Below are 17,105 nucleotides of genomic sequence, written 5' to 3'. Positions count from 1 at the left end.
TTGTGTTTTTTAATCTAAGGATGCGCCGAAACCCATTCTTCACCGTCTTCGAAAATCTCTTTTTTCCAGATGGTAACCGTTTTTTTTAAAGTATCAATGGCGTATTTACAGGCATCAAAAACAGAATCGCGATGACCGTCGCTTACTAAAATTATCACCGCAATATCACCTGGAAGTAAAGTTCCGGTTCTGTGATGAATGACCACGTTTTTTACCGAAAATTTACTTTGAACTTCTTCAGCGATCTTCATCATTTCTTTTACCGCCATTCCTTTATAAGCCTCAAATTCAAGGCGGAGCACTTTCTTTTCTTTGGTCTGATTTCTTACGGTTCCGATAAACGTTGCAATACCGCCGCAACTTTCGTCATGCGCCAGTTTTAAACATGTACCGATGTCTAGAATCTCATCTTTAATCTGAATATCTGTCATTTTATCCTCCGCTTACCGGCGGTATTATTGCAATTTCACTGTCGCATGTTAAAATCTGATTTTCTTCTGCATATTCTTCATTAACCGCAACAAAATACGAACGGATTTTTCTCAGTGTATCATATTTTTCCTCTAAAATTTGCTTCAAATCTTTTACTGTTGTCTGATCATCAACTTCCAGAAAAATCTTATCAGCTCCGAAAATATCTGTGGCGATTCCAAATGCCAATAATTTTAATTTCATCTAAATTTACCAATATTTTATTAAAACATTCACTCCTGCAATTAAAACAAGGAGTGCTGTCATTCTTTTGATAATGAGTGCATTCCAGTTTAGTGACAGTCGAGCACCAAGTTGTCCGCCTACTAAAACAGCCACACATAAACTTCCTATTCTGTAAAAATCAATGGTGTGCGAAAGATTCGACAGCTGTCCGAAGATTCCTGAAATTGAGTTTACCAAAATAAAAAAACTGGCTGTTGCAGCGATTTTTTTAGCGGTGTCCCAATGCATTAGATTTAAAACCGGAGAAAGAAAAATTCCGCCGCCAATTCCGACCAAGCCGGAAATAAATCCAATGATTCCGCCTAAAAAACCATTGGTTAAAATGTTATTTCTAACATTGCTGACTTCAGGTTTTTTGTCGCTCGTTTTCAGCCATAATAACAGTGCTGCAATTATCAAAGTACAGCCCAAAATTAAAAAAAAAGTTTCCTGACTGATTTTTATTTTTGCTCCGAGAAAAGCCAACGGAACACTTACCAAAGTTATTGGCAAAATTTTCTTCCAGTCGGTTTGCTTATTTTTAACGTAAATTATCACGCCGCCACTCACCACAATGATGTTACAAAGCAGCGCAGTAAGACGGATTTCTGCATAAGGAAGACTGAAAAGTGCCAGCACTGCGAGATAACTCGAACCTCCGCCAAAACCGACAGAGGCGTAAGTAAAAGCGATGACGAAAAAACAAATCAGCAGTAAAAATAAATCCATACCTGAAAAAATACCATACAATAGTACTGAATAATGTTGAAGTTTTATCATTGAATTACTTTTTATTTCTGGATAAATTTAGAGTCAAGATCACAAAATTTTTGTTTTGTGGAATGATTTTCGGTCATTTGAGAATCTTAAATTTTACTTTTCAAAAACAATTATGAAAGAAATTTCAGATATAATAAAAGCTTACGAAACGGCTAAAAAAAATCTTAAAAAAGCAGCTTTGGCAACCGTTGTAAAAGTTGAAGGTTCATCGTACCGGAGACCTGGTGCGAGAATGTTGGTGACAGATGACGGGGAACTCATCGGCGCGGTGAGCGGCGGATGTCTGGAAGGTGATGCTCTGAAAAAAGCGCTGCTGGCGATTCATCAGCAAACCAATAAACTGGTGACCTACGATACAAGTGTAGAAGATGAATCAGATTTTGGCGTGCAGCTCGGCTGCAATGGTATTGTGCATATTTTATTTGAATTTATACATTTTGATAATGCGGAAAATCCTGTTGAGTTGCTCAAAAAAACGGCAGAGAAGCGGGAGGATGCGGTTGTACTTTGTCTCTTTTCGGTAAACAGAATGCAGAAGCAACCCGGAACTCTAGTGTTTTACCGAAATAATTTGTCTAAACTCTCTGAAACATTCTCTGAATTTAAAGAAGAACTTCAATCGGTTTTAATTAATAAAAGAACGCTGGTAAAAGATATAATCTTTAAAAATGAAGAATTTTCAGCGCTTTACGACTTTATTCCGGCGGCCGTTTCGCTGGTGATTGCCGGCGCGGGTAATGATGTGAAGCCTTTGGTAGAAATGGCCTCAATTTTAGGCTGGGAAGTACATGTGGCGGACGGCCGACATTTGCATACGACTAAGGAACGCTTTCCTAAAGCTGACAGTGTGCAGATCATTTTTTCGGAGAATTTCGCAGAAAATTTTCAGATTGATGAGCAGACATTTTTTGTTTTAATGACACATAATTACCGTTACGATCTTGAAGTTTTGAAGCAGCTTTTGGATAAAAATGCGAGATATATTGGAGTTTTAGGACCGAAAACAAAGCTTGAACGGATGTTTGATGATCTGGAAAATTTGGGATGTATTGTAACTGATGATCTCAAGAAAAAAATCTATGGTCCGGTAGGATTAGACATTGGTGCCGAAACTTCAGAAGAAATTGCGTTATCTGTTGTTGCTGAAATTAAAGCCGTTCTCGAAGGTAAAAACGGACGGTCACTGAAGTTTAAAACAGAAAAGATTCACGAAGATCGAAATTAAGTTTTATGAAAAATTCAGAAACAGCAATTGTTATTTTGGCTGCAGGAAGTTCTTCGCGTTTGGGATCGCCGAAACAGCTTTTACATTTTAAAGGAAAAACTTTGCTGCAAAATGTGATTGATGAAGCATTAAAAGTAACTGAAAATGTTATTGTGGTCGTTGGAGATGAAAATCTGGAGATTTTAAAAGAAATTCGAAATGCTGAGTTCATTCAAAATAAAAAGTGGGAAACGGGAATGGGAAGTTCAGTTACCGAAGGATTAAAATTTATCCTTAAAACTTTTCCACATATAAATCAGTGCATATTTTCAGTCTGCGATCAGCCTTTTCTGACTTTTGATATTTTTATAAAACTTATCGAATTAAAAGAAAGTTCCCATAAGAAAATTGTTGCCTGTCAATACTCAGAAACAACCGGAGTTCCTGTTCTTTTTGATAAAAAATATTTTCCTGAACTTCTTAGCTTATATGGAAATGAAGGCGCAAAAACACTTCTAAAAAGATTTTCTGATGATGTGGCAACCGTGGATTTTCAAAAAGGCTCAGTTGATATTGATACCGCAGATGACTACGAAAAATTAGAAAAATATCAGATATAATTTCGGAAAAACATACCTCAATAGTTATGAAGAACCTTTTACGGTTCTTTTTTTGTTATTTCAAAATATCCAAATCAGAATTTATGACCGAAAATAATCATCAGACGGTACAGTTTACAGTAAACGGAACCGCCCAGACATTACATCTCAAGCCTTGGGTTTCTCTGCTCGACGCGCTTCGCCATAGTTTAAAACTTACCGGAACAAAAAAAGGCTGCGATCACGGGCAATGTGGTGCCTGTACAGTTTTGGTTGACGGGAAAAGGGTTTTGAGCTGCCTTACGCTTGCTGTAATGAAGGACGGTGCAGAAATTACAACCATAGAAGGCGTCGGCTCGGCCGAAAATCTGCATCCTCTGCAGAGGGCATTTATTAAGCATGATGCTTTTCAGTGCGGATACTGTACGCCGGGACAAATCTGCAGCGCAATTGGAATGATTGACGAAGGAAAAGCTGAAAGCAGGGAAGATGTGCGGGATTTGATGAGTGGAAATCTTTGCCGATGCGGTGCCAACCGGGGAATTATTAATGCCATCATGGAAGTTAAAAATGCAGGATTATGAATGATTTTTCTTACTTAAAAGCTGTTGATTTGCAGGAAGCTTCCACAAAATTGTCTGAAGACAGAAGCAATAAAATCATTGCAGGCGGCACCAATATCGTAGATCTGATGAAATATTTCATCACCGAATCTGAAACTTTGATCGACATTAATGCGATTCAGGATTTAAAACAGATTAAAACATTAAAAAGTGGAAATCTGATGCTGGGCGCGTTAATGACCAATGCCGAAACCGCTTATCATCCCGAAATAGAAAAGAAATATCCTTTGCTTTCGCAGGCTATATTAGCCGGTGCTTCGGCGCAGATCAGAAATATGGCGACAAATGGCGGCAATCTTTTGCAGAAGACCAGATGTTATTATTATTACGATCCACACGTTCCGTGTAACAAGCGAATTCCAGGATCTGGCTGTCCTGCAAAAACCGGTTATAATAGAATGCATGCGATTCTTGGACATAGCGAAAACTGCATTGCGGTTTTTCCGTCTGATATGTGCGTTGCGCTTGCTGCTTTGAATGCAACAGTTCATATCGAAAGTTTGCAGGGCCAGCGCTCACTGCTTTTTACCGATTTTCACAAACTTCCCGGCGATACGCCACAAATTGATCACGATTTGCAGCAAGGTGAAATTATCACCGGAATCGAGTTGCCGAATGAAGATTTTTCAGAAAATTACTCCTATTTAAAAATTCGTGAGCGATCGTCATACGCATTTGCTCTGATCTCTGTGGCGACAGCATTTAAACTTGAAAATAGTATAATTTCTGACGCCAGAATTGCACTTGGAGGCGTTGCTCACAAACCCTGGCGAAACCTTGAAGCAGAAGATTATTTAAAGGGAAAGGCATGTACCGAAGAGCATTTCAGCAAAGCAGCGGATATTATTCTAGCGGATGCGAAAGCTTTTGAGTACAATGAATTTAAAATAAAACTGGCCAAAAAAGCAATCGTCAGAAACTGCAAAATGGCACTCGATATTTCTTCGCATCGTACGGGTGCAAAACCTTCATTATAATTTATTTAAAGAAAATTTTATGGCCGATAAAGGAATGATAGGACAGGCGCACGATCGTCTGGAAGGTGCTTTGAAGGTAACCGGAAGCGCAAAATATGCAGGTGAATACGACGCCGACGATCTGCTTTTCGGATATGTTGTTAACAGTACAATGACAAGAGGAAAAATAAAATCAATAAATGTTGACGAAATCAAAGCTCTGCCGGGAATTGTCGAAATAATCACGCATGAGAACCGGCCGTCAACCGCTTGGTTTGATTTTAAATATGCCGACATGGATGCGCCACCGGGTACGGTTTTCAAGCCACTGAAAGATAAAGAAATACGGTATGATGGTCAGCCGATCGCGGTGATTGTAGCGGATTCTTTTGAGATGGCGAGATTTGCAGCAAAAAAAATAAAAGTAGAGTATGAGAAAGAAGCGTTTGAAACTGATCTTCATTCTCAGATTGATCAATCGCGGGAACCGAAGAAAGGTTTAGCATCTCTTTTAAAACCGCCACCGCCAAAACCGAAAGGTGATTTTGAAAAAGCGTATCAAAATTCTTTCGTGAAAAACGACAGCACTTTCAGCCATGGAACTGAGCATCACAACCCGATGGAAATGTTTGCCACGACCGTCCTTTATTTAGGAAAAGACAAGCTTAAAATTTACGATAAAACACAGGGCACAATCAATTCACAGATGTATGTAGCCAATGTTTTTGGTCTAAAAATGAAAAATGTAGAAGTTGTTGCACCTTTTGTTGGTGGCGCTTTTGGCAGCGGATTGCGGCCTCAGCATCAGCTTTTCATGGCGGTAATGGCATCTTTGCATTTAAAAAGAAACGTACGCGTGACGCTCGACCGTTCGCAGATGTACATGATAGGCCATAGGCCACCAACGGTTCAGCATACAAAATTTGGTGCTGATAAAGACGGAAAAGTAAATGCCATTTTTCATGAGGCAACCGGAGAAACTTCACAGTTTGAGGACTATGTGGAAATCGTGGTAAACTGGGCCAATATGCTTTATCCTGCTGATAATACTTTGCTTAAACATAAAATTGTTCCGCTTGATGTTTACAGTCCGCTCGATATGCGCGCGCCTGGTGGAAGTACGGGAATGCATGCGGTTGAGGTTTCTATGGATGAACTGGCATATCAGCTGAAAATGGATCCGGTGGAATTCCGTCTGAAAAATTACTCTGAAATTGATAAAAGCAGCGACAAAGAATTTTCAAGCAAAGAACTAAAAGAATGTTATCTGCGCGGTGCGAAACAGTTTGGGTGGGAAAAAAGAGATCCCGAGCCTAGAAGCATGAAGCGCGGAAATAAACTCGTCGGATACGGAATGGCCACCGGAATGTGGGACGCCAACAGAATTTTGGGACGTGCCGAAGCGATATTAAATAAAACTGGAACGGTCGATCTTAAAAGTGCAGTTACAGACATTGGCGTGGGAACATATACGGTGATGACCCAAATTGCAGCTGCCGAATTAGGTTTAAAAATCGAAGAAGTTCAGTTTAATTACGGAAGCAGTGCGATGCCTTTTGCGCCGATTCAGGGCGGATCTTTTACGACAGCGACAATTGGCTCTGCTGTAAAAGTCGCGTGCGACGAACTCAAGAAAAAGATCTTTAAAGCAGCAAAAAAATTACCTGAGTCTTCGTTTTCAAATGTGAAATTTGACGAAGTGACTTTTGAAAACGGTTTTGTTTTGCTGAAAAATAACAAGGACATTAAATTCAGTTTAAAGAAAATTGCGGAAGCCAGCGAAAAACCAATTAAAACTAAAAATTCATCGATGCCGAATCCGCTCACCTACGGAAAAAAGGCACGAGCCGTTCACAGTGCTGTTTTTGTCGAAGTTGAGGTCGATGAAGAATTAGGGGTAATTGAAATAAAACGCGCTTTAACTGCCGTTGCTGCCGGCCAAATCATTAACCCTAAAACTGCAGAAAGTCAGGTTTTAGGCGGGATGATCTGGGGAATCAGCAAAGCGTTACACGAGGAGACGATTCTTGATCATCAGTTTGGAAAGTACATGAACAAAAATCTGGCAGAATATCATATTCCGGTACATGCAGATATACATGATCTGCAAGTGCTTTTCGTGCACGAAGAAGATAAATTTGTGAACGATTTAGGTATAAAAGGCGTGGGCGAAATAGGTGGAGTAGGAATGCCGCCAGCGATTACCAATGCGGTTTTTCATGCGACCGGAAAGAGAATTTATAATCTTCCGATTCATTTTGATGAACTGATTTAAATTACATTATACCGCGGAAATGATCTCTCTAATTCTTTCTGCGGTATAATCAATTTCCTCTTTTGTGGTGAATTTGCTCAGGCTGAATCTAATGGAAGAAAGTGCGTGCTTATCGCTTAAACCCATTTCCTTCAAAACATGTGACGGTCGCGAAGTTATTGCTGAACAGGCAGATCCGCTGGAAACAGAAATGTTTTTTAAGGCCAAAATCATTTTCTCAGACAAGATTTGAGGAAAGCAGATATTGGTTGTATTAAATATCCTGTTTTCTAGCGAACCGTTCACAAAACATCCCTCAGTCTTCAAAAGCTGAAACTCAAGATCATCACGGAGATTTTTTATTTTTAAAGTACTTTCTTCAATGTTTTTCTGGTTTATTTCCAAAGCCTTTGCCATTCCTATAATTCCGGGAATATTAAGTGTGCCGCTGCGCAGATTATTCTGCTGACCGCCGCCTGTGATTTGTGAGCGAAGATATTTTTTAATTTTTGAAGAAATATAAAGACCGCCAACACCTTTCGGACCATGAAATTTGTGCGCTGAAAAAGGCATCAGATCAATCCCCAAATCTTTTACATTCACCGGTATTTTTCCAACCGCCTGAGTCGCATCGCACAGTAAGAAACTTTCATACTCATGAACCCAACCGGCGATTTTTTTAATATCGTTTAAAACTCCTGTTTCATTGTTTGAAAGCATGATACTTACAATTGCTGAACCTTTGGAAAGTGCAGTTTTAAGTTCATCAAAATTGATAATTCCATCACTTCCAACGTGGATTATAATTGATTTTTTGCCTTTAATTTGTAAACTGTCGACCGTATCTAATATAGCTTTATGCTCTGTGGATGCAGTGATGAGGTTTTGTATTGGATCAGCTTTAAAACCTTTTAAGGCCAAATTGATAGCTTCGGTTGCACCGGAAGTAAAAATAATTTCATTTTCTTTCGCGCCGATTGCCCGTGATACGGTATAAGTTGCGTTTTCCAGATGTTCACTTATGGTCAGTCCGGCGAGATGGCTGCTTCCAGAATTTTCGTACAGTTCGGTGAAAAAAGGAAGCATCGCAGAAACGACTTTGGAATCTACTTTTGTCGTAGCGTTATTGTCTAAATATATTTTTTGTTCCAAAGAAATTATTTAAAATGTGAAAGCAAAAATCAGACTTAATTTTGGAGTAATAAGAATTAAATATTAATGTCAAGATCAAAAATCATTGACTTCTGTGATTAATTGAGTACAAAAAATCTCAGTCTTAACTTCCTCTGTACGTTGAGTAACCGTATGGAGAAAGTGTAATAGGCACGTGATAATGACTTTTATCTTTTATCTCAAAAACGACTTCTATGAACGGATAAAAGCTGTCTGTGTTATTCATTTTAAAATAATCACTCGTCAGATAAATAAGTTTATAAATTCCGTTATTGATATCTGCAGACGGTAAAAAATTGGGAATTCTACCATTGGTATCTGTCTTTTTTTCGTCAACAAAAGACCATATTTTAGTCTGCTCGTTTAGCTTTTCCAGTCTGATGCTAACTCCCGGAGCGGGAAGCCCCTTCGAAATATCAAGAATATGCGTTGATAGCTGGAAGTTATTGCTTTGCGCAAATGTCCCAACTGAAAAAACGGTTAAGAGAATGGTGATGATAATTGATTTCATTTTTTTTATTTTAAATATTATGATTTTTAATCTATGTATCAGTAAGATCAGGATCTATTTTCAATTTGAACTTATTTATTTCCTAAATAAATTTCATCTTCTGAATTCTTACCGCATTCAAAATCGCCAGCAAAGCTACACCAACATCCGCGAAAACAGCTTCCCACATCGTTGCCAAACCACCTGCACCAAGTGCCAAAACTATTCCCTTGACTACAAAAGCGAGAATAATATTCTGCCACACAATCTGTTTGGTTTTCTTGCCGATATTGATTGCTACAGGGATTTTTGAAGGTTTATCATCCTGAATTACAACATCAGCGGTTTCAATCGTAGCGTCACTTCCCAATCCGCCCATTGCAATTCCTACATCACTTAAAGCTACAACCGGAGCGTCATTCACACCATCACCAACAAATGCAACATTTTCATTTCGGGCTTTTATTTCCTTTACTTTATTCACTTTATCTTCCGGAAGTAAATCTCCAAAAGCATTATCAATTCCCAACTGATCAGCCACATATTTTACAACGGTACTTTTATCGCCGCTTAACATTGTCACTTTTACTTTAAGCTTATGCAATTTTTCAACCGTGAACTTTGAATCTTCTTTAATTTTGTCTGCTATCGTAATGTAACCCGCAAATTTTCCGTCGTAAGCAATCGCAATTACGGTATAAATAATATCAGCTGGATTAATACCATACTGAATTTTATACTGGTCCATCAATTTAAAATTCCCGACCAGCAGCTCTTTCCCTTCTACATCAGCTTTCAAACCATGACCTGCAATTTCTTCAACATTTGTAATTTCCAGTGATGAATCAATTTCGCCAACGTATGTGTGAATCGCCGTCGCAACGGGATGGTTGCTGTTACTTTCCAAAGCATTCACCATTTCGAGTAATGCATTTTGGTCAAAATCTGAATTGATATTCACTTCCTGAACTTCGAAAACGCCTTCGGTCATCGTTCCGGTTTTATCCATCACAACATTTTGGATGTTGGCAATTTTATCTAAAAAGTTGCTTCCTTTAAATAAGATTCCATGTCTTGAAGCAGCTCCAATTCCTCCAAAATAACCCAATGGAATCGAGATCACCAAAGCACACGGACATGAAATTACCAGGAAAATCAAAGATCTGTACAGCCAATCTCTGAATATATAATCAACCACGAAAAAGCAAGGTAACAGGCAAATTAAAATCGCTAAAACCACAATAATAGGCGTGTAGATTCTCGCAAATTTCCTGATGAAAAGTTCGGTTGGTGCTTTTTGAGAATTTGCATTTTGAACCAGTTCAAGAATTTTGCTCAACTTACTGTCTTCATAAGCTGTAGTGATTTTTACCTGCGCAACGGTTTGAAGATTAATCATTCCTGCCAAAACGTTTGCACCCTTTTTTTTAGTATCAGGTTTACTTTCTCCGGTTAAAGCTGCGGTGTTGAAAGATGCAGATTCACTTAGTAATTCTCCATCCAAAGCCAGTTTTTCGCCAGGTTTTAACTGAATAATATCGCCAATTTTTGCCTGATACGCTTTAATGGTTTTAGGCGAATTATTTTCTAAAACCGTTACCTCATCAGGTCTTTGATCCAGCAAAGTTTTAATATTACTTTTTGCTCTCGTCACTGCCAAAGTCTGAAAAACTTCTCCCACAGAATAAAAAAGCATTACCGCAACACCTTCCGGATATTCTCCAATCGAAAATGCACCTACCGTTGCGATGACCATCAGAAAAAATTCAGAAAAAACATCACCTTTTATAATATTTTCCGAAGCTTCTTTCAAAACGGGTAATCCAACCGGAAGGTAAGCCGCTGCGTACCAAAAAATTCTTGCCCAACCTTGAAACCAATTCTGCGGAAAAAAATGATCGAAAGCGATTCCGAGAAGTAATAAAACAAATGAAATAATGGCTGGTAAAAACAGCTGAAAAGGTGTCTGATCAGAATGTTCATGACTGTGTCCATCTTCATCATTATGATCATGTTGATGGTCATCATGATTTCGGTCAGTTGCTTTGTCTTTTATATCTCTACTGTCTTCAGCGGAACAACATTCTTTTGACATGTTTTAAAGTTAATTTGAAAATTATTTAGACAGAAATGCAATACTGATGCTACGTTTATATGCATAGATTTTCAGGCATAATTTATTTTCTTAATTTTACAGAATCAGGATCAGTAATTATGGTCATCAATGAAGATACTTTATTTAAATACGGCGCCGAAATAAAAAATTTCGCCAAAAACAATGTGATTTTCGATGAGGGTGGAAGCGTAAAAAACTACTATCAAATTCAAAAAGGCATTGTGAAAATCTGTAATATATTTGATGACGGAAAAGAATTTGTGCACGGATTTCCGTTTGCCGGTCACTGTTTTGGTGAGTCTTATTTGTATACTGAAAAACCATACGGCATTACCGCGTCCACAATTTCACCATCCGGCATCATTGTTCTGCCAGACGCAGGTTTTTTGCAGATGGTAGAAGAAAATCCGGAAATTTTACTGGCAGTCAATCGCTATACTGCAGAAAGGCTACATTTCAGATATTTAATATCTTCTTTTTTGGCTATAACAGATCCGATGATTAGAATTCAAAAGTTACTGGATTATCTGAAGCAATATTTTGATCAGAAAGAACCTTACTCTTTTCAGGTTCCTTTTACGAGAAATAATCTGGCGGGACTCACCGGTTTACGCATAGAAACCATCATCAGAGTAATCAAAAAAATGCAGGCAATGCAGCTTTTAAAGATTGAGAATGGAAAAATTTATTACTGATTAATAATAATTACTTTTCAACCTCATGTTTAAGATTCCATAATTCTTTTAATCTCTTATTTCATTTTAAACTTTAAACAAAAAAATGCTGTARACAATATAGTTTACAGCATTTTAGCTTATTTTGATCTGGATTCGAACCCCCGGACCTGTTACAGTCAATAGTTTTCAAGACTATCGCAATCGACCACTCTGCCATCTCTCCTGAATGCGGCTGATGTGCCGTTTTCAGTGGTGCAAATATAAAACGTTTTTAGAAATACTGCAATAGCTTTTTCAGTTTTTCTTTATTTTAAAACAATGAGGCTTTTTTCAGAACAGATTCGTAGCCGTTTTTCAAGACATTCACAATTTTTTCACTCACTGTATCACAAAAATCCAGCCCGGAATAATCAGGATTTAAACCGCCAATAAACGGAACCGACATGATAAAAAGATTTTCTTTCGCTACACCAAAACTGTCGATCGCCTGAAAATGATCATTGATGCCCAAACCTTTCACTTTCATGTAAAAATTATTGTTTCCGCCCTCTTTTACCATCGGATCACCTTTTTCAAACATTAATTTTCCTTCTTCAAAATTTTTAAAACTCAGATAACCTGGGCTTACAACGCCATTTGATTTCAAACCGTCAAAAGGAACATCATTAAATTCCAAAGGCTGCTGGCCAATTGCATCTATGTACAAACGGTAATGCTTTTCGTGCGCATTACCATCTTCGTCAGTGTAATGATAAATGCATCCGGATTTCTGATGAGGTTCAACATGACTATTTTCGTCGACACAGATGAGGCTGATAATTTTTGCATCGTGCAGCGCAACCAATTCGCGGTAACTCGACTGCGGAAGTGAAGCGATAATAATCGTGATGAGCGGCATCAGAGTTTTTCGGAGACGAATCATATCTTCTGCCGAAAAATGTTTAGCCGGATAATTTACCGCATAGCTGAAAGCCGATAAAGTTTCTTTCCAGCTGATCGACTGATGTTTCTTTATTGATTTTTCAGCTTCTCGAAATTCCTCTGAAAAAAGATCAAAACTGTCTTTGCTCTTTCGGATTTCCATCATTTTTTCAACAAATTCTTCGATGCTGAGATCTTTAATCTGTTCGTAAAATTTTGGATCTTTTATTTTTAATGGAGATTTAAATTTTTCCTTAAAGACATAATCCAAATCAACAAAACCGCCGTTTTTCTTTTTGTAATCAAAAATTTCATCCAAACTCATCGTCCAGTCAGTTGAGAAAGAATCGTCTTCGGAATGAAACCGCAATGCAGGAAGATACCCGCCTTTTGAAAACATATCGATTTTAAAATCGGGTGAGTTTTCATTTAAAACATATTTCAGACTGCCGTCTGCATTTTCCTTGTAAATACCGTTTAAACGCGAAATCGTCTTCACCGCATCAACGGCTGTTAGAGAAGTTCCGCGAACTGCCGCAGGATAATTGTTTTCTGAAGTAAATTTTGAAGGCGGATATGGCGAATCATACCAGTTTTCGGTCGAGTTTTCATGTGTTTTACCCCAAAAATGTCCGGTGCAGATCACTACCAAATCTGTATGAATTTTTTCTGAATCTGTAATAACCGTAAATGAATCGCCGTGAGAAGGTTTTATATCTGTTACTTCAGTTTCAAGTAAAATATCAACTATAATTCCTGATTTTCTCGCGTATTTTATATAAGAATCAAACTGATTTTCAAGATAATCTCCGAGAAAAAGTCTTGGTAAAACCTCATATTCATTGATGTTTCCGTTTTTATAATATTCCGGGAAATTATCTGCAGGATGTTTTGAAATATAGCTTTTCACATCTTCAAAAAGTTCGGGAAGTTCATTTGCCGAAACATTAGCGATATGTTCTTTTTTCGAACCGTATTTTCCGTAAGGCATCCCAACACCGAGACGGTCGTAGCGTTCAATGATGGTAATTTTTTCAGGTTTCAAATTTTGAGAAACGATATGTTTCATCATAAAAAGTGCAGCAGGACCGCCGCCAACGAGCGTTATACTGTTGGAATTTATTTTATCCATGTTTTTAAATCAAGTTGTATGCTGTGATTCAAAACATATACCTTAATTTGCTTACTTAAAATAAAATAAATTTTATCGCTATGACTTTAATCATAGCTTTAAATAATCACGAAGCACTTTCGTCAGCAAGTTTGTCTAGCATCCCTTTAAATAAATATCCATGGAAAGGCAAAACTGCATACCAGTAGAGTCGCCCTAAAAGTCCCACAGGCCGGAAAGTCGCTTCCTGTATCACTTTGCCGTTTTCTATTCTGAAATCGAGCCACGCTTCGCCCGGCATTTTCATTTCGGCAAAAAGTAAAAGTCTTTTTTCGTCACGGTTGGCATAAAGCACTCGCCAAAAGTCTAAACTGTCACCCGGTTTTAAATTTTTCGAATTTTTCCGACCGCGTTTTAAGCCAACGCCGCCAAAAAGTTTGTCTATAAAACCCCGAATGCTCCAGAGGAAATTGGCATAGTACCAGCCATTCTTTCCACCGATACCAAATATTTTATCAAGTGTATATTTTTCGTTTTTTAAAGTTTTTTCGCGTCGGTCTTTGAAAACACCTCTGCTCGGAACTTCCAGAAAATTCCAGACAGTATCGGCGTAGCGGTAACTTCCAAACGAATCGTACCAGGTTGAAAGAACATCGTTTTGCTCGATTTTATCAAAGCTCAACTGTAAACTTTTCCGGTAATCTAAAAGCTCAATTCCGAGTTTTTCTGCTAAATCATTCTTCTCTGCAATCACATTAATAGTCATGCTTTCGACCAGATTTTTAGCTAAAGTATAGGAAGTAGATGTGATAAAATAAAGCCAGTACGAACTGATTTTCGGACTTAAAACAGGAACCGAAATGATCGTGCGCTTCAGTTTTCTTTCTTCCGCAAAAATTAAAAGCATTTGTTTATAAGAAAGTACATCCGGGCCGGCAATATCATAATGTCTGTCATAAGTGAAAGGTTTTAGCATTGTCCCCATTAAAAACTGAATAACATTACGAATCGCAATTGGCTGACATTTGGTCTTGAGCCATTTTGGAGCAACCATTACCGGAAGTTTTTCAACCAGATCGCGGATTATTTCAAAAGATGCAGATCCTGAGCCGATGATTATTCCGGCGCGTAATACGGTAAGTGCATATTTTGAAGACCGCAGTTCATTTTCAACATCTTTTCTCGACTGCAAATGTTTTGAAAGATTTTCCTCATTCACAATTCCTGTGAGATAAATAAGCTGTTTGCAATGGGTTTCTTCTAGTTTTTTAGAAAAATTTTGAGCCGAAAGTTTTTCGGCTTTGCTGAAATCTTCATCGGCAGACATCGAATGAATCAGATAAAATGCGACATCAATATCTTTATCAAGTTCGCTCATCGTTTTTCCATTTCGGTAATCGTTTTCAATCACCGAAATTTTATGCTGAAAATTGCTGTAAAGCGAAGTGTCGAATCTTTTACTGTCGCGCACCGAGCAAACCACGTCGTGGCCATCGGTCAGCAATTGTATGAGAAGTCTTTTGCCGATGTAACCTGTGGCGCCGGTGAGTAAAATTTTCATTTAAAATGTGTTTTTTAGCTAAAAAGTTATAGGAGAATTATATTAAAATATTTACAAAACTGATACCATGAATTTTTAAAGTTTTTATTCATTGCAGGAGCATACGAAGATTGTTTTGAAGAAAGTTGAATTTCGTGGTATGATCGCGATCATAGCCCAATAATTCTAAAGACTGTAGATTTACGATACACCAAAATCTATTATATGAAAACCGTTTGCCTTATCGTGGCTTTTGGGGCAATTTTCGCTGTGAGCTGCGACGATAAACATCCAAGGAAAGATTCTGAGCCTGTGAAACAGGAAAAAATCCCGTATCCTCATCCTGTAGATACTTTGGTGGCTGCGCCGGTAAAAGATTCGGCGAGTAAAAAATAAAATTTCATTAAAGATTAAATCATAACCAACCACACCAAAAAATATAGATATGAACAGAGACGGAGCCAGAAAAAGTATTTGGCAGAAAGATGTTAAAACTTTTGGAGAAGCGTTTGAAATTGGGCAGAAATTCGACACCGTTATTGTGGGTGCAGGAATTACCGGCGTTTCAACAGCATTACAGTTGCAGGAAAAAGGACAGAAATGTCTTTTGATTGAAGCGTCTAATGTGGCTTTCGGAACAACTGGCGGAACTACCGCACACCTGAATAATTTCTTTGACACAACTTATGCTCAGGCAGCCAGGGATTTTGGTGACGACAATGCGAAACTGCTTTTTCAAAGTGCACTTTCTGCGCTTAGTACAATTAAAAACAATATTTCTAAATACAGTATCGACTGTGATTTCAAAAATAAGAACGCCTACATTTTTGCTTTAGATAAAAAGCAGGTAAAGCAGCTTGATGAAATCGTGGAAGGTAGCGGGAAAGTGGGTCACGAAGTCTTTGAAACCGAGCAGATTCCTTTTCCGATTCCTTTTGAAAAAGCGGTGCAGGTGCCGGGTCAGGCGCAGTTTCATCCGGTAAAATATGTTATCGCGTTGTGCGAGGCTTTTAAAAATGCCGGAGGACAAATTGCTGAAAACTGCCGTTATGATTCACATGATAAAGAGCAGGATCTTTTAGAAATAAAAACTTCTAGAGGAATTGTATACACTAAAAATCTTGTTTTTGCGACGCATATTCCTCCGGGAAATAATATTTTCAACTTTACCAATGCACCTTACAGAAGCTACGCGATCGCTGTAAAACTTAATGGAGAATATCCTACCGAGCTTGGTTATGATCTTTACGATCCGTACCGATATTACCGAACGCATGATATAGAAGGCGAAATGCTGATGATTGCCGGTGGTGAAGATCACAAAACAGGTCATATTGAAAATACGGAAGAATGTTTTAAAAATCTTGAAAACTACGTCCGTGAGCATTTTGATGTGGAAGAAATTGTCTATTCATGGTCGAGCCAGTATTACGAGCCGACTGACGGTTTGCCATACATTGGAAAATCGCCGGGCGAGGACAATATCTATGTAGCCACAGGTTTTCGTGGAAACGGAATGATCTTCGGAACGCTCAGCAGCCAGCTTATTTCAGATCTAATTATAAGAAACGAAAGTGAATATGAAAGTCTTTTTAAACCTACACGTGTAAAACCGATTGCTGGATTTTCAAGTTTTGTGAAGGAAAATGCCGACGTCGCTTACACGATGATTGCTGATAAAATATTTATTGAGAAGCTGAATTCTCTGACAGATATTGAAGATGATGGCGGGAAAATCGTGAAATATGAAGACGACAATTATGCGATTTACAAGGAAAAAAGCGGCAAACTTCATATTGTAAAAAGTACGTGTCCGCACGCGAAATGTGAAGTTCGGTTTAATAATGCCGAAAAATCATGGGACTGCCCGTGTCACGGTTCCCGTTTCGGAATTAAAGGAAATCTGCTGAACGCGCCTGCGACTGATGATTTGCCGAGGATTGATTTAGGACTTTAATGCAATTT

16 protein-coding genes are annotated in these 17,105 nt (G+C 38.2%); 8 read left to right on the top strand and 8 right to left on the bottom strand.

What is annotated here, in order from left to right; translation table 11 throughout:
• Positions 1-14: 14 nt before the first annotated feature.
• The 3 genes from ASG01_RS02770 to ASG01_RS02760 are packed head-to-tail and all read right to left on the bottom strand — an operon-like array spanning position 15 to position 1,476.
• A complete protein-coding gene (locus tag ASG01_RS02770; RefSeq protein ID WP_055859560.1) occupies positions 15-431 on the bottom strand; it encodes a molybdenum cofactor biosynthesis protein MoaE in 417 nt (138 codons plus the stop codon).
• 1 nt (position 432) lies between these two features.
• Positions 433-675 (bottom strand): MoaD/ThiS family protein, encoded by a 243-nt coding sequence (locus ASG01_RS02765; RefSeq protein WP_055859558.1) that lies wholly within the window; start codon positions 673-675, stop codon positions 433-435.
• A gap of 6 nt (positions 676-681) precedes the next feature.
• A complete protein-coding gene (locus tag ASG01_RS02760) occupies positions 682-1,476 on the bottom strand; it encodes a sulfite exporter TauE/SafE family protein (protein WP_317038766.1) in 795 nt (264 codons plus the stop codon).
• Between the two features lie 112 nt (positions 1,477-1,588).
• On the opposite strand from ASG01_RS02760, the gene ASG01_RS02755 reads away from it, so the two are divergent.
• The 5 genes from ASG01_RS02755 (at position 1,589) to ASG01_RS02735 (ending at position 7,133) form a co-directional block, all read left to right on the top strand.
• Entirely contained in the window at positions 1,589-2,701 is a 1,113-nt protein-coding gene (locus tag ASG01_RS02755) for an XdhC family protein (protein ID WP_055859552.1), read from the top strand.
• A gap of 5 nt (positions 2,702-2,706) precedes the next feature.
• Positions 2,707-3,300, top strand: a complete 594-nt coding sequence (locus ASG01_RS02750) for an NTP transferase domain-containing protein (protein WP_055859549.1) — start codon at positions 2,707-2,709, stop codon at positions 3,298-3,300.
• An 83-nt stretch (positions 3,301-3,383) separates the two neighbouring features.
• A complete protein-coding gene (locus tag ASG01_RS02745; protein ID WP_055859546.1) occupies positions 3,384-3,863 on the top strand; it encodes a (2Fe-2S)-binding protein in 480 nt (159 codons plus the stop codon).
• On the top strand, positions 3,860-4,879 hold the full coding sequence (locus tag ASG01_RS02740; protein WP_055859543.1) for an FAD binding domain-containing protein: 1,020 nt from the start codon (positions 3,860-3,862) through the stop codon (positions 4,877-4,879). The genes ASG01_RS02745 and ASG01_RS02740 overlap by 4 nt, the downstream gene beginning before the upstream one ends.
• A 19-nt stretch (positions 4,880-4,898) precedes the next feature.
• Positions 4,899-7,133 carry a xanthine dehydrogenase family protein molybdopterin-binding subunit gene (locus ASG01_RS02735; RefSeq protein ID WP_055859540.1) on the top strand — a complete coding sequence of 745 codons (2,235 nt, stop codon included), beginning with the start codon at positions 4,899-4,901 and terminating at the stop codon, positions 7,131-7,133.
• Positions 7,134-7,139: 6 nt separating this feature from the next.
• On the opposite strand, the gene ASG01_RS02730 is transcribed toward ASG01_RS02735, so the two are convergent.
• The 3 genes from ASG01_RS02730 to ASG01_RS02720 form a co-directional block, all read right to left on the bottom strand.
• Complete coding sequence (locus ASG01_RS02730) at positions 7,140-8,264, bottom strand: cysteine desulfurase family protein (RefSeq protein WP_055859536.1); 1,125 nt, start codon at positions 8,262-8,264, stop codon at positions 7,140-7,142.
• Positions 8,265-8,388: 124 nt separating this feature from the next.
• The gene (gene uraH / locus ASG01_RS02725) at positions 8,389-8,796 is read right to left on the bottom strand and encodes a hydroxyisourate hydrolase (RefSeq protein ID WP_055859533.1); all 408 of its coding nucleotides are present in this window, start codon (positions 8,794-8,796) and stop codon (positions 8,389-8,391) included.
• Positions 8,797-8,878: 82 nt separating this feature from the next.
• Positions 8,879-10,870 carry a heavy metal translocating P-type ATPase gene (locus ASG01_RS02720; RefSeq protein WP_055859530.1) on the bottom strand — a complete coding sequence of 664 codons (1,992 nt, stop codon included), beginning with the start codon at positions 10,868-10,870 and terminating at the stop codon, positions 8,879-8,881.
• A gap of 119 nt (positions 10,871-10,989) precedes the next feature.
• Here ASG01_RS02720 and ASG01_RS02715 point away from each other — a divergent pair, with 119 nt between their 5' ends.
• Positions 10,990-11,586: a Crp/Fnr family transcriptional regulator gene (locus ASG01_RS02715; RefSeq protein WP_055859528.1), complete on the top strand. Its 597-nt coding sequence runs from the start codon at positions 10,990-10,992 to the stop codon at positions 11,584-11,586.
• Between the two features lie 292 nt (positions 11,587-11,878).
• Here the strand turns inward: ASG01_RS02715 and ASG01_RS02710 are convergent, their stop codons facing one another.
• Both ASG01_RS02710 and ASG01_RS02705 read right to left on the bottom strand, forming a co-directional pair.
• Positions 11,879-13,621: an FAD/NAD(P)-binding protein gene (locus ASG01_RS02710; protein WP_055859525.1), complete on the bottom strand. Its 1,743-nt coding sequence runs from the start codon at positions 13,619-13,621 to the stop codon at positions 11,879-11,881.
• A gap of 106 nt (positions 13,622-13,727) precedes the next feature.
• The gene (locus ASG01_RS02705) at positions 13,728-15,161 is read right to left on the bottom strand and encodes an SDR family oxidoreductase (protein WP_055859522.1); all 1,434 of its coding nucleotides are present in this window, start codon (positions 15,159-15,161) and stop codon (positions 13,728-13,730) included.
• Between the two features lie 204 nt (positions 15,162-15,365).
• On the opposite strand from ASG01_RS02705, the gene ASG01_RS15955 reads away from it, so the two are divergent.
• Positions 15,366-15,536 carry a hypothetical protein gene (locus tag ASG01_RS15955; RefSeq protein ID WP_157844171.1) on the top strand — a complete coding sequence of 57 codons (171 nt, stop codon included), beginning with the start codon at positions 15,366-15,368 and terminating at the stop codon, positions 15,534-15,536.
• Between the two features lie 49 nt (positions 15,537-15,585).
• Positions 15,586-17,097: an FAD-dependent oxidoreductase gene (locus tag ASG01_RS02700; protein ID WP_055859519.1), complete on the top strand. Its 1,512-nt coding sequence runs from the start codon at positions 15,586-15,588 to the stop codon at positions 17,095-17,097.
• Positions 17,098-17,105 lie beyond the last annotated feature (8 nt).

Origin of the sequence: Chryseobacterium sp. Leaf180 (assembly GCF_001424585.1) — a bacterium.
Lineage (GTDB): Bacteria > Bacteroidota > Bacteroidia > Flavobacteriales > Weeksellaceae > Chryseobacterium.
This window is presented reverse-complemented; position numbering and strand designations above follow the sequence as displayed.

Coding starts and splice junctions, on each gene's coding strand:
- ASG01_RS15955 (WP_157844171.1), top strand. CDS start 15,366: ATGAAAACCGTTTGCCTTATCGTGGCTTTTGGGGCAATTTTCGCTGTG.
- ASG01_RS02755 (WP_055859552.1), top strand. CDS start 1,589: ATGAAAGAAATTTCAGATATAATAAAAGCTTACGAAACGGCTAAAAAA.
- ASG01_RS02720 (WP_055859530.1), bottom strand. CDS start 10,870: ATGTCAAAAGAATGTTGTTCCGCTGAAGACAGTAGAGATATAAAAGAC.
- uraH (WP_055859533.1), bottom strand. CDS start 8,796: ATGAAATCAATTATCATCACCATTCTCTTAACCGTTTTTTCAGTTGGG.
- ASG01_RS02740 (WP_055859543.1), top strand. CDS start 3,860: ATGAATGATTTTTCTTACTTAAAAGCTGTTGATTTGCAGGAAGCTTCC.
- ASG01_RS02745 (WP_055859546.1), top strand. CDS start 3,384: ATGACCGAAAATAATCATCAGACGGTACAGTTTACAGTAAACGGAACC.
- ASG01_RS02760 (WP_317038766.1), bottom strand. CDS start 1,476: ATGATAAAACTTCAACATTATTCAGTACTATTGTATGGTATTTTTTCA.
- ASG01_RS02770 (WP_055859560.1), bottom strand. CDS start 431: ATGACAGATATTCAGATTAAAGATGAGATTCTAGACATCGGTACATGT.
- ASG01_RS02735 (WP_055859540.1), top strand. CDS start 4,899: ATGGCCGATAAAGGAATGATAGGACAGGCGCACGATCGTCTGGAAGGT.
- ASG01_RS02765 (WP_055859558.1), bottom strand. CDS start 675: ATGAAATTAAAATTATTGGCATTTGGAATCGCCACAGATATTTTCGGA.
- ASG01_RS02700 (WP_055859519.1), top strand. CDS start 15,586: ATGAACAGAGACGGAGCCAGAAAAAGTATTTGGCAGAAAGATGTTAAA.
- ASG01_RS02710 (WP_055859525.1), bottom strand. CDS start 13,621: ATGGATAAAATAAATTCCAACAGTATAACGCTCGTTGGCGGCGGTCCT.
- ASG01_RS02715 (WP_055859528.1), top strand. CDS start 10,990: ATGGTCATCAATGAAGATACTTTATTTAAATACGGCGCCGAAATAAAA.
- ASG01_RS02750 (WP_055859549.1), top strand. CDS start 2,707: ATGAAAAATTCAGAAACAGCAATTGTTATTTTGGCTGCAGGAAGTTCT.
- ASG01_RS02705 (WP_055859522.1), bottom strand. CDS start 15,161: ATGAAAATTTTACTCACCGGCGCCACAGGTTACATCGGCAAAAGACTT.